The following is a 12,682-nucleotide window of genomic DNA, read 5'->3' on the forward strand; positions in this document are numbered from 1 at the left end:
AAGCAGCTTCCGCGGCAGGCGGTCCCCATGCCACCGCCGCCGGAGCAGCGGAGCCCGACGGGCCGCGCTCCCGGTCCGGTGACCAGCTGTCAGGTGGCCGCCGGACCGAACATTGCGGTCAGTCGCTGGCCGAGCCGATACCGAAATAGCTGGCATTGATCAGACCGGGATCCGCCGCAAGGGCGGCGGCGGTACCGGTGAACACGATTCGGCCCCGGTCGAGGATGTAGGCCCGGTCCGCGGCGGCGAGGGCGAGCGACACATGCTGCTCTATCAGCAGAATGCCGGTGCCGCGTTCGTCGGCCAGGCGCCGCAGGACCGCAAGCAGACTCGACGCGAGATCGGGCGCAAGGCCGGAGGAGAACTCGTCGACGATCAGCAGCTTCGGCTGCCGTGCCACAGCGCTGGCCAGCGCGACCTGCTGCCGCTCGCCCCCGGAGAGCTCGCCGCCGGTCCGGTCGAGCAGCGGGCGCAGCGCCGGGAAACTCGCCAACGTCCGCTCGATCTGGTCACCGGGCCGTCGACCGACCGCGAGGCGCAGGATCTGGCGGACCGTCAGCCCCCGGAGAGGCGTCCCGCCCTGAGGGGCCACCGCCAGTCCACGGCGGGCAAGCCCGGCCGGGTTCGGGCGGCGGGCCGGGTGACCGAGGACGCTCACCCGGCCGTCAAACGGCGTGAGCTGCCCGGAAACCGAACGGATGAGCGTTGTCTTGCCGGCGCCGTTCGGCCCGAGCAACGCGACGATCTCACCGGCGTGGACGTCGAGTGTGACCTCGTGCATCACGGGCAGGCGGTCATACCCACTCGTAACCCCTTCAAGGGCAAGCACCTTGTGCTTGGACGGCTGCGTGGGCACGCGAACGGCCGTTGCCGGTGAGCCGCCGAGATACACCTCGCGCACCTCGGGGCGGTCCCGGACCGTGGCCGGTGGGCCATACGCCACGACCCGTCCCGCTCCCAGCACCACAACGTCGTCACATGCCTCGAAAACCAGCTTGATGTCATGATCAACAAGAAGAATCGCGTAGCCACGCTCAGCCAGGCGGCGCAACCGAGTCGTGAGCGTGGCGCGCGCCGCCGAATCCAGGCCCGCCGCCGGCTCGTCCACGAGCAGCACCTGACCGCCCGCTGCCAGCGCGCGGCCGAGCCCGACAGCGAGCCGCTCGTCGTGCGACAGCGTCGCGGGGAGCTGGTCAGCGAGCATGCCAAGCCCCAGCGCCACGGCCGGCTCAGGCCCGGCTACCGCGAGATTCTCGGCAACGGACAGGTCCTCGAACAGTTCCAGGGACTGGAAGGTACGCGTGAGGCCATGCCGGAACCGCTCATGCGGCGGCATCGAGTTCAGCACCGTCCCGTCCAGCACGATCTGGCCGGCGCTGGCGGGAGTGAATCCGGTGACCGCGTCTATCAACGTGGTCTTGCCGGCTCCGTTCGGCCCGATCAGCCCGGTGACCTTCCCCGCGGACAGGGTGAACGACACATCATGGACGATTTCGACCTTGCCGTAGCTGACGCACAGCCCACTGACGCTCAGGCGAACCGGGTCCCCGGTCATGCGCGTGCCTCGGCCGGTATCCGCAGGCGCACCGCAGGCTGGCGCGGATCGTACGCGAGCCCCTCGGGACGCAGCACGACGAGCACCATCAGGGCTACACCGCACAGCAGCGACTGGTACCTCGCGAGGTCAATAAGACGATCAAGAAGAGTGAACACCACGCCGCCCGGGGCCAACAGGCCGCCCAGCACCGCGCCGCGCACACTCATCACCCCGCCGACCGAAGCGATCGCCAAAAAGAACAACGAGGCGAACACCCCGAACGAGTCGAACGAGAGCCGCCCCTGGCCGTAACCGATCAGGCAACCACCGAAGCCGGCGATCCCGGCGGAAATGGCGGAGGCGAGCAGCTTCGTCCGGGCGGCGTCCACACCGACGGCGGACGCCGCCCGTTCATTTGAGCGGACGGCGAGCATCCGCAGCCCTGAGGTGGACGCACGCAGCCGAGCCACCCCGAAGGCGCATAGCACGAATACCGCAAGGGTGAGCAGGCCGTACTGCACCCGTGGGTATCCGGCCCCGGCAACACCGAGATCAATACCGAAAACCTTCGGGGCCGGGACAGCCGATCCGGCAAGACCACCCGTGATCAACGGATTGGCGAAGACCATTTCCTGAAAGGCCACGCCCGCGGTGAGTGTCACCACCGCGAGGTCCACGCCGCGGATCCGTCGGGACAAGACCCCGAGCAGCAGGCCCGCGACGGTCGCCGCCCCGGTGGCAAGCAGCGGGGCGAGCGGAAACGGCACGCCGAGGCCGCCCTGCAGCCTCGCCAGCAGGAAACCGGCCACACCTGCCAGCGACATCTGCGCGAGCGAGAGCTGTCCGGCGAACCCGGTCAGCACCACGAAGGACAGGCACACGACCGCGCCCGCGAGACTGCGTTCCAGACCCAGCCGGTAGGAGCCGGTGAGCAGTACCAACGCGAGCACCCCGGCCGGCACGACCACATAAAGATCACGTAGTGGACGTCCCGCCGGCTCGGCCCGGGGCAGTCTCGCCGCCGCCGGTGCCATGATCTGGTCCCGGCCCGGTATCAACTGGCCGCGGGTGAGCGCGATGGCGATGAGAAAAAGCAGCGGGAACAACGACCGGAGCCCAGGTTGATCAAGCCACGAAACGGCATGCTGAAGGGGAAGAAGAACCGACTGGACCATCCCGAGCAACAGCGCGCCGACGATGGTGGCGCCGAACGACGACAAGCCGCCGAGCAATGCGGCGGCCAGCGCGGGTACGATGAACAATGTGTACGTGGACGGGCTCAGGACACTGATCGGCGCCACCAGTATTCCCGCGAGCGCGCCGAGGACGGATGCCGCCACCCAGCTGGTCGCCGCGACGACTTCAGGCCGGTAGCCGAACTGAGCCGTGGCCTCGTCGGACTCGGCCACCGCCCGGGTGGCGAGCCCCAGCAACGTCCATCGGGATACCGCCCACATCACTATGCCGACCGTGGCCACCAGCGCGGCAAGCAACGGGCGGTCAACAGGCACGTTTTCCCCGAACAAGGAGAAAGAGGTCCGTGGCAGGACGGAGTCGATGAACCTGTTGTCCGAGCCGAACTGCAGTACCGCCAGCGCCTGCAGGGCGATCATAAGGCCGACCGAGGCAACCAGCGTCAGCACGGGCGGCGCGTGCCGTAGCGGCCGAAATATGAGAAAATAGACAACGAGTCCGCCCAGGGCAGCCATGGCGAGCGACACTGTCAATGCCAGCGCGAAAGAGGGGCTATCAGTGAGATGAACACGGGGAGGAAGGCCCACGACGGGGAGGACGAGGTCTCCGACGTCTCTGAGCTCGGCATACTGATAGGTGACATACATCGCGAACGCGGCGTGCGCGACATTGACCACACCTGAAGCGCGGTGTATCAACACCAGTCCGAGACCAAGTGCCGCGTAGACCGCACCGGCACCCAGGCCCAGGACCAGTGCCGCGACATACGTGGGCACAGGGCTCTCCAATCCAGCATGGCGGTCTGTTGTGGGCCAGAGCAGTGTAACTTCTGTGAATATGACGCTGTCCCGTCGTGCTGTCGTAGCCGCGGTCACGGCTGCCGTGGTCCTGTCCGTCGTCCTTGCTGGGTGTACGAGCCGGCGCGGCGGAGGCCCCGCCGGTCCTGGCCGGACCAACGGTGGGTCCGCGAGCCAGTTGAGTGGACCGCCGGTCAAGTTGGGCTTCGTCTCGATGGAGAACACCCCGCTCGGGTCGTTTCCCGAAACCCGAATCGCCGCCCAGGGGGCCGTCGCGTACGCCAACGAGGCTCTCGGCGGAGTTCACGGCCATCCTGTTGAGCTCGTCCCCTGTGTGACGAACGGCTCTCCCGAGTCGTCCCAGGACTGCGCCAACCGCCTCGTCGCTGAGAAACCCGTCGCCGTGGTCGGCGGCGTGGACCTCGGCACCGAAGCTGCCATGGGTCTCTACGAACGCGCCGGGATTCCCTATATCAGCGGCTCACCCCAGCTGAGCGGGGAGCTGAGTTCCCGCACCTCGTTCTCATTGACCGGTGGCACACTCACCGACCTGCTCGGTATCACCGAGTACCTGACGGCCACCAAACATCTGAAAAAGGTCCACGCGCTGTACGCGGACCTGCCCGGACTGCTCACCGCCGCGATTCAGGGATCCGAAAAAATCCTCCGCGCCAGGGGCGTGTCGGATATCCAGCTGGTGCGGGAAAAGGTTGATACGGCTGATTTCGCACCAGCCGTCAGCCAAGCCGTGTCCGGCGATCCGGACGCAATCGTCGTCGTTTTCCCGGCCCAGTCCTGCGCACGAATAGCCCAGGTCGCGGGAACGCTCCAGATCAAGACGCCAATGTACTTCGTGGGCTCCTGCGCCTCCCCCGCCGTGCCGCGGGCCGCCGGGCCAAGCGCCGGCAACCTCTACTTCGCCTCGGCTTATCTGCCGTTCGGCACCACCGGCGGCGACCAGGACGCCGAGGCATTCCGAGCACGGCTTCCCGAGGCCCAGCGATCGCCGTTGTCGCAGGCGTCCTTCGCGACCGTCCTGGTTGTCCGATCACTGCTCGCCGAGATGGCACAGACGACTTCCACCGACCTGACAGCCGCCTTCAGGGCGACACGGGACCATCCGAACGTCATGGCGCACCCGTTCACCTGCGACGGAACAGCGATAAACCTCTTCCCGGCGGTCTGCAACACAGCGATACGCATCCTGCGGTGGTCCGGCAACGGCTTCGCGGACGTCAGCGACACCTGGGTGGATGGACGTGAGCTCATGAAACTCATCACCTGACCGCCGATCAACCATTACACCGGCCCGGCGAACGCGGATGTCGGCGCCAGGCCGGCCAGCCATCAACCAAGATCAATGAGTGGTGGCGCCGGGCCAGCGGAGCCGGGCCAGCAGACCCGCGCCGGGGGCGACGAGCACGGACAGGACGAAGATCCCCGCCGCTGTGAGCACGATCGCGCCTCCCGCGGCGACGCTCCACTGCTGACTGACCGCGAGCCCGATCACGCCGCTGGCGACCCCGATGGCGATGGCGACGGCGGTCATCGCCCCGACTCCGCCGCACCACAGCCGGGCGGTGGCAGCCGGGGCCACGATCAGCGCGACCGACAGGATTGTTCCCACGGCCGGTACCGACGTGACGATCGTCATCTCAATCAGCAGCAGGAAGACGAGATCCAGCCGGCCGGCTGGATAACCGACCGCCACCATGGCGTCGCGATCGAAGGCGCCAAAAACTATCTCCTTGCCCAACAGCGCAAGGACCACGACGACGACGACGGCGGTGACGGCCGTGGTGACCAAAGCATCCGGCTGCACGGTGAGAATGGAGCCGACGAGATAGGCGGTGAGATCCCTGGTGAATCCCGCCTGCGCGGACAGCAGCAGTACCCCGAGGGCGAAGCCACCGGAAAGCACGACGCCGGTCGCGCTCACATTGTCAGCGCGCGTCGACAATACGGCGACGGCAAGGACGACGAGGACCCCGAACAGCGCCGAACCGAGGTAGAGGTTCACGCCCGCGATCGCCGCGAGCACCACGCCCGGGAAGGTGGCGTGCGTCATCGCCATCGTGAAAAAACTCAGCCGGCGCAGCACCACGTGTACGCCGATGACGCCGCACAACGCGCCGACGAGCACGGCTTCGATCAGCGCACGGCGGGTGTAGGAGTCCGCCAACAGCTCAGAAAAAATCATCACATGCCCGTCCCCGCCGTCAGACCGGTTGGCGTGCGGGGACCATCCGGCCACTCGCCCGACGCCTGCGCATCCACCAACCGCCCCCGGGCCCGGCGTCCCCGAGTCCAGCGCCCTCGCGCGAACCGGCTGAGTGGGCCGGCCCCGAGCGCGAACAGGTAGCACATGACAAGGGCGAGCACGACGGTCGCGCCCGAAGCCAGCCGTACCCCACGATTGATCGAGGCCTCGTAGCTCGCGGCAAGCCCCAACCAGCCACCGGACATACCGACCGTGATCGCTATTCCGGACACAACCACCAACCGGTCGGACAGCAGCCGGGCCGTCGCCGCCGGAACGACGAGAAGGGCAATAACGAGAATCGTCCCGACAGCCTTGACAGCCGCGACGACAACGATGGCGATGACAAGGTTGAGGATGAGGTCCAGCAGACCGACGCGGTAGCCCATCGCCCGCGCCGCAAGCGGGTCAAACGCCCGCAGGAGCAGCTCCTTACGCAGCGCCAGGAGCACCACGGACACTCCCACGGCCACGACCGCCGTCTGCGTGAGCTGCGTGGAGTCGACAGTGAGGACACGGCCGAACAAAAAAGCCGTCAGGTCAGCGGTGTACGAACGCCGACGCGAGACGAACACGACCCCCAACGCGAAGAACGACGTCAGCAGGATGGCGAGCGCGGCATCCTGGTTCACGTGCCGGTTGGCCGCCAGCACGGTGAACAGCACCGCGGACAACAGCGCAAAGGCGAGGGCCCCTGGCACGATACCTGACTCTCCTGACAGCAGGTATCCGATAACCACTCCAGGGAAAACGGTGTGCGTGAGCGCGTCGGCCAGGAAAGCCAACCGTCGCAATACCACGAAAACACCGACAACACCGGCCATAGCTCCGAGAAGCAGTACCTCGATCAGCGCCCGCTGCATGAACGGGAGCGCGAACGGTTCGACGAGCAGCCGGTTCACCATCACTAGCATCCCGTCACAGCCGCCTCATGCGTGGGCGACGATGACACTGTCGCCAGCCAACGCAAGAGCGGCTCCACCGTAGGCGGCACGAAGCCTGTCCGGGGTCAGCGTGGCCGAAATCGGGCCGAACCCGAACTGGTGCCGGTTGAGCAGACAGACGTCGTCACAGGCAAGATGCGCCAGTGACAGATCATGGGTGCTGACGACAACCGTGGCACCGGCCTCTCGCAGTTCGCCGAGCGCGCGCAACAACGCTTCCTGCGAGACCGTGTCCACGCCGTTGAACGGCTCGTCCAGCAGCAGCAGTGTGGGCTGCTGAGCTATCGCCCGCGCAAGCAGGACGCGTTGGCGCTGCCCGCCCGACAACGTGCCGAACCGGTCGGCGCCCCGGTGCGCGAGCCCTACCGCTGTCAGGGCCTGCGTGGCGATCTGCCGGTCGGCCCGGCCAGGCCGGCGCACCCATCCGATCGTCCGATACCGGCCCATCAGCACGACCTGGTTGACCGAGACCGGGAACTCGGGATCGAGCGCGTCCGCCTGCGGGACGTAGGCAACGTCGCGACGGGCGCCGGCCGGCGTCCGGCCGAGCACCTGAATCGACCCGTCGACGACCGGGACAAGCCCGAGCATCGCCTTGATCAGAGTTGATTTGCCGCCGCCGTTCGGCCCTATGAGCGCAACCGTACGCCCCGCCCGCACCACGCCATCCACATTCTCGACAGCCGGTACCCGGCCGTAAGCGATACTGGCCCGAGCGAAAACCACCGCGGCCGGACGGTCGCCGTCGGCCTCCGCCGCGCCTCTCCCGGCGGCACCGAGCTCCACCTGTGCCCTCATCTCAACGCCCCGACGATCGTTCTGGTGTTGTGCTCTTCCATCCGCAGATAGGTCTCGCCGTCCGACCCCGGTGGGCCGAGCGTGTCACCGTACAGAGCATCCTCGCCCGCCACCACCTTGACGCCAGCCTCCCGACCGATTGTCTGGGCTGTGTTCGGCGGTAGCGACGACTCGGAGAAGATCGCCTTCACGCCGGTCTTCCTGATCTCACCGACAAGATCGTCAATATCACGGCCGGACAGCTCCGCGGACGTGTCGAAGCTCGGGATGATCGACCCGACAAAGGCCAGCTGGTACCGGTCAACGTAGTAGCCGAACGCATCGTGGTTGGTCACGAGCTTACGATCGGCCGGGGGCAGGGAGTTGATCTGCTGCATGATATCCGCGTCAAGGGCGTCGAGCTTGCCAGCGTAGGCGGCGACATTGGCCTGGTAGGCCGCGGCACCGGCAGGGTCCTTGGCCGCGAGCGCCTTCTCGATACCGGCCACCATGATCTTGACGTTCAGTGGGTTGTGCCAGATGTGGGGGTCCCCTTCTTTCTCCTCATCACCGTTGCCCGGCCGGATCTTCACCCCCTGGCTGGTGTCGACCCGATCGCCCCTGAAGCCCGCGGACGAGATCACACCGTCGAGCCACTTCTCCAGGCCGACGCCGTTGGCTACCAGGACGTCGGCCTCGCCGATCGCCTTCACGTCCGCGGGCGAGGGCTCGTAGTCGTGCGGGTCGACGTTGGGCCTGAGGATCTGGGTCACCCGCACCCGGTCACCGCCGACGACCCGGGCGAAGTCCGCGACCTGGGTGGTGGTCGCCACCACCTTGAGCTTTCCGGATACCGTGGCGGCTTCGGAGCTGGCATCCCCACCGCCAGTAGCACAACCAGCAAACAACATGGCAACGGCGGTGAGGCCGACACCTCCGGCCGTACGACGGACCCAGGTCATACGCAAAGGGAACTCCAGCATGAAGGCGATGATTGCCTTGATGAAAACGGTTCCCGGTTCGGATGTCAAATTATGATGTGCCCGCTCTCGGGCGCGGCGGTCAGGGCGTGTCCGCCTCGCCGCTGTCCACCGCACTGGGCCGATCCGTGGCGGACCCCGTCGCACGATCAGACCGATCATGATCGTCAATGAGGCCGCTGAACGCGGCAAGCCCGCCGAAGGCCTTCGTCAGCTCACTCGGAATGATCCAAATCTTGTTCGCGTCGCCTTCCGCGAGGCGCGGCAGAGTCTGCAGGTACTGGTAGGCGAGAAGCTTGCGGTCCGGGTTGCCGTCGTGGATCGCCTGGAACACCGTGGTGATGGCCTGGGCCTCGCCCTGCGCCGCGAGGATCTTCGCTTCCCTCTCACCCTGAGCCCGCAGGATCGCGGCCTGTTTCGCGCCCTCAGCGCGCAGGATCTCGCTCTGCTTGACGCCCTCGGCAGACAGGATCGCGGCCCGGCGGTCCCGCTCGGCGCGCATCTGTTTTTCCATCGAGTCCTGGATTGACGGTGGTGGCTCAATCGCCTTGATCTCCACCCGGTTCACCCGGATACCCCACTTACCGGTTGCCTCGTCAAGGACACCGCGCAACCGGGTGTTGATTTCATCGCGGGAGGTCAGGGTCTGCTCCAGGTTCAAACTACCGATTACGTTGCGCAACGTGGTGACCGTGAGCTGCTCGATCGCGCGAATCACATCGGCAATCTCATAGATGGACGCCCGCGGGTCGGTGACCTGAAAGTAGATGACCGTATCGATACTGACGACAAGATTATCCTCAGTGATCACCGGTTGCGGCGGAAACGTCACCACCTGTTCACGCAGGTCGACGCGCTCCCTGATCCGGTCCACCACGGGGATGACGATGGCCAGACCCGGGCCCAGCGTCCGGTGGTAGCGACCGAGACGCTCGACCACGACCGCACGGGCCTGCGCTACCACCCGCACGGATCTGGCAAGGAACACCAGCAGCACCAGTACGACGACGGCAGCAGCGATCAGCCCGGCCATCAGGACCACCCCGTTGCCACGCGTAAGCCCCGCAGCGGCATCGTCATCACGTCAGCGCCTCCGGTCTTCCTACGTCCACAGCTCGGCGGGATGGACGATGGCCGTCGCGCCGTCAATACGCAACACCCGGACAATGCTTCCCGGTTGGAGCGCATGGCCCGCGACCGGCATGCGCGCCGACCACACCTCACCGCCGATCTTGACCCGACCACCGTTGCCGTCGACGGGCTCCAGCACGATCCCGGTTTTTCCGATCAACGCATCCACACCCATCGCGACCCCCGGCGGCTGGTTCAGATGGCGCCTGGCAACCGGCCGCAGCCCGAACAGAAGCGCGACAGAAGCGGCCGCGAACGCCGCGAGTTGCGCGACGGAACCGCCACCGACACCCGCCACGACAGCGGCGACGAGGGCCGCGATCGCGGTCATTCCGAGGATCAGAGCGAGTGTCAGCAGCTCACCGGCCCCGAGAACCCCGGCGATCATCAACCACCAGAGCCACGCTGACATACTGTCATCGTAGGCATCGTGCGACCTGTTGTGAACGACTTGCTGTGGACGTGGAACCCGGGGTTAAGAGCGACCGGCAATAGGGGTGTGGATCAAGGAGCGGGGCTGGGGTGCGTAGATCGCGAGGCGGCGGAGGGAGTCACCCTGGTGTTGGGTGGCGACCGACGACAACGCGGTGAGGTGCGTGCCCCAGCCCCGCGACGCCGCGTCCCCTATTGCCGGTCGCTCTAAGCCGATATCAGGATGCGGCGACCAAACGACGTACAAGATCTGTATCGGCGGACCGGCGCAGAAGATACTCACGGACCTCTCCGGCCGCCGCGTGCACGACCCGCCCGGTGATGTCGCCGGCCTCGGGCGAGGCGAGCATCGTCACCACCCGGGACACGTGCTCAGGGGCGAGATCGAGCCCAGCCGAAAGACCGGCGTCGAGCGCTCCCGCCGACATCCGGGTACGGGCGCCCGGCGAGATCGCGTTGACCGTGATGCCGTACCGGGCACCCTCCTTCGCCGTCGCCATGGTCAGCCCCCAGATCGCCGCCTTGGCCGAGGAATAGGCGACCGTGTCGGACATCCGCATGTCCAGCGCGGCCTCGGAAATCGTGTTGATGATCCGGCCGAAGCCCTGGGCGCGCATGTGCCCGAACGCGGCTCTCGTCGTGCCGACGCTGCCTCTGACATGAACGGCGAACACCCGATCGAGGGCCTCCTCGGTCAGCGCCTCGACCCCCGAAGTGTCAACGATCCCGGCGTTGTTCACCAGGATGTCGATCCGCCCGAACACGTCTCGTGCCCGCTCCACCGCGACCGCGGCGCCAGCAAAGGTCGATATGTCGGACATATCCGCCAAAGCACGGCCGCCAGCGGCTGTGATCTCGGCAACCAGGCTGCTGGCAACCGGATCACCGCTGGTCAGACCATCGAGGCTCGCCCCGACGTCGTTGACGACCACCGCGGCGCCGGCAGCGGCCAGCAACCGCGCGTGCGCCGCGCCCAGCCCTCGTCCCGCTCCGGTGATCAGAGCGACCCGTCCTGTCAACATGTTCTCATCGTCTCGACCTCGTGTGTGCCGCGCCTGGGGGCGGAGTCCTTTGATCCGGCCGGGCCACCGTTCGCGGCCCGGCCGGTGGTGCATCAGGATGGGTTGAACACGTTGATCGACTGCCCGTCGAACAGCGGGACGCGCCTGCCATCCCTGAGTTCCGAGAACCGCACATCGGTCGTGAAGATCCTGTTGTCCGGGGAGATGACCTGAACCGGCTTGGCGAAGTTCACCTTCGGTAGTGGTGGGTAGTCAATATCACCGGCGGTGTTGAGTGCCTGGGCCAGGCTCTCGCCATCAACCGTTGTGATCTTGGCTGCCAGCTCGGCTACCAGGTGGGTCGTCCCCCACATGATCAGGCCCTCGTCGGTCAGCTCGTTCGCGGACGTGCCATTGGCGACGGCCTCGTCGTGGAACTTCTTCACCGCGGGCACGTTGGTATCGGTCACCGCGGGGTTCTGAGCAATGAGGACCACACCGGTGGCGGCCGCGCCCAACCGATCGATCCCCTTCTGACTGACCTGGCTCGAGCCGTAGGCCACGGTCTCGTTGTTGCCGGACTGGCGCAGTGTCTGGGTCAGTCGCTCGAAGCCTGCGCCGCCGAGCACGACATCGACGCAGTCAGTGCCGCTGAGGTTGGCCGCGTAGGTCGTGTAGTCAGTGGCGGTCGGTGGTATGAAGACGTTCCTGGGAGGCGGCAGGTTGTACGGCTTGAGGCCCAGACCAATCAGCGAGGCGGAGTTACGGCCGGCCGCGAGGTCGACGATGGCCGCCGCGGGGGTCTTCTTGCCGAGCTTGCCGCAGGCGGTTCCACCGCCCGCGACCTCGATGACGCCAGAGATGAACGGGTACGAGTACGGGCTCTTCAGCTCGCTGGCGCTGTTCGGGATCTGACCGACCACGGGGATCTTCCCCTTCTCCAGGATCGGCATGTACCGGTCACCGTTCGCGGAAGTTCCGGTGACGAACAGGTACTTGCCGGCGACCGCCTGGTTCGCGCAGTCAGCGGCCTTGTTCGGGTCAAACTGATCGTCACAAACGGTAACCTGAAGCGGCCGGCCCTTGACGCCACCCGCCTTGTTGATCGCGGTGGTGGCGGCGTTCACAGCCGGCGGAATGTCGGTAAACGCCTCCGATGGCCCGGACAGCGCAGTGATGACCATCATCTTGATCGGCTCACCGGGCAACTGACTGCCTGTGCTCGCACTCGCCTCAGGCGTGTTCCCGGTCGAGCCGCCCCCGCATGCCGCCAACGCAAGTATGCCCACCAAACTTACGGCAATAAATAACTTTCCGCACACATTCCAATTCCTCCGGTGATTTAGATGATAAAAAGTGACTTTCTGTATTAAAAAATTAACCATGGAGTCACCATCAGGATGATTCCGCGCGGCCCGCCGCTGTCGCAGCCAGCCGGCGAAGTCGGACAACATCTCGGACAACATCTACGAGCTCGGGCCCCCTCACCCCTAAAAACCTTAAATGAACAATAATTTAGCTAAATGTGATCTCTTCGAAGGTAGCCGTCACGTCCAGCCGCCCACGCACACCCCAACCCCTTCCCCGACATGCCGAGGGCACCACAGCGCAGGGATGCCGCGCTGTGGT

At 66.3% G+C, this 12,682-nt stretch carries 11 protein-coding genes; 1 reads left to right on the forward strand and 10 read right to left on the reverse strand.

Annotated features, from left to right (window positions below; translation table 11 throughout):
- Positions 1 to 118: 118 nt before the first annotated feature.
- The gene (locus MJ783_RS00310) at positions 119 to 1,555 is read right to left on the reverse strand and encodes an ABC transporter ATP-binding protein (protein ID WP_239307853.1); all 1,437 of its coding nucleotides are present in this window, start codon (positions 1,553 to 1,555) and stop codon (positions 119 to 121) included.
- Positions 1,552 to 3,507, reverse strand: a complete 1,956-nt coding sequence (locus tag MJ783_RS00315; RefSeq protein WP_239307854.1) for an ABC transporter permease — start codon at positions 3,505 to 3,507, stop codon at positions 1,552 to 1,554. Before MJ783_RS00315 ends, MJ783_RS00310 begins: the two co-directional genes overlap by 4 nt.
- Positions 3,508 to 3,706: 199 nt before the next feature.
- Here MJ783_RS00315 and MJ783_RS00320 point away from each other — a divergent pair, with 199 nt between their 5' ends.
- A complete protein-coding gene (locus tag MJ783_RS00320) occupies positions 3,707 to 4,813 on the forward strand; it encodes an ABC transporter substrate-binding protein (protein WP_239307855.1) in 1,107 nt (368 codons plus the stop codon).
- A 72-nt stretch (positions 4,814 to 4,885) separates the two neighbouring features.
- Here the strand turns inward: MJ783_RS00320 and MJ783_RS00325 are convergent, their stop codons facing one another.
- The 8 genes from MJ783_RS00325 to MJ783_RS00360 form a co-directional block, all read right to left on the reverse strand.
- Positions 4,886 to 5,728 carry a metal ABC transporter permease gene (locus MJ783_RS00325; RefSeq protein ID WP_239307856.1) on the reverse strand — a complete coding sequence of 281 codons (843 nt, stop codon included), beginning with the start codon at positions 5,726 to 5,728 and terminating at the stop codon, positions 4,886 to 4,888.
- The gene (locus MJ783_RS00330; protein WP_239307880.1) at positions 5,728 to 6,693 is read right to left on the reverse strand and encodes a metal ABC transporter permease; all 966 of its coding nucleotides are present in this window, start codon (positions 6,691 to 6,693) and stop codon (positions 5,728 to 5,730) included. Before MJ783_RS00330 ends, MJ783_RS00325 begins: the two co-directional genes overlap by 1 nt.
- Before the next feature lie 24 nt (positions 6,694 to 6,717).
- Complete coding sequence (locus tag MJ783_RS00335) at positions 6,718 to 7,530, reverse strand: metal ABC transporter ATP-binding protein (RefSeq protein WP_239307857.1); 813 nt, start codon at positions 7,528 to 7,530, stop codon at positions 6,718 to 6,720.
- Entirely contained in the window at positions 7,527 to 8,471 is a 945-nt protein-coding gene (locus MJ783_RS00340) for a metal ABC transporter solute-binding protein, Zn/Mn family (RefSeq protein ID WP_239307858.1), read from the reverse strand. Before MJ783_RS00340 ends, MJ783_RS00335 begins: the two co-directional genes overlap by 4 nt.
- A 100-nt stretch (positions 8,472 to 8,571) precedes the next feature.
- Positions 8,572 to 9,522 (reverse strand): SPFH domain-containing protein, encoded by a 951-nt coding sequence (locus tag MJ783_RS00345; protein WP_239307859.1) that lies wholly within the window; start codon positions 9,520 to 9,522, stop codon positions 8,572 to 8,574.
- 69 nt (positions 9,523 to 9,591) lie between these two features.
- Positions 9,592 to 10,032 (reverse strand): NfeD family protein, encoded by a 441-nt coding sequence (locus MJ783_RS00350; RefSeq protein WP_239307860.1) that lies wholly within the window; start codon positions 10,030 to 10,032, stop codon positions 9,592 to 9,594.
- 238 nt (positions 10,033 to 10,270) lie between these two features.
- Positions 10,271 to 11,074: an SDR family NAD(P)-dependent oxidoreductase gene (locus tag MJ783_RS00355; RefSeq protein WP_239307861.1), complete on the reverse strand. Its 804-nt coding sequence runs from the start codon at positions 11,072 to 11,074 to the stop codon at positions 10,271 to 10,273.
- 92 nt (positions 11,075 to 11,166) lie between these two features.
- Positions 11,167 to 12,240, reverse strand: coding sequence for an ABC transporter substrate-binding protein (locus MJ783_RS00360; RefSeq protein ID WP_239307862.1), 1,074 nt, complete (start codon positions 12,238 to 12,240; stop codon positions 11,167 to 11,169).
- Positions 12,241 to 12,682 lie beyond the last annotated feature (442 nt).

This window comes from Protofrankia sp. Cj3 (assembly GCF_917627355.1).
Lineage (GTDB): Bacteria > Actinomycetota > Actinomycetes > Frankiales > Frankiaceae > Protofrankia.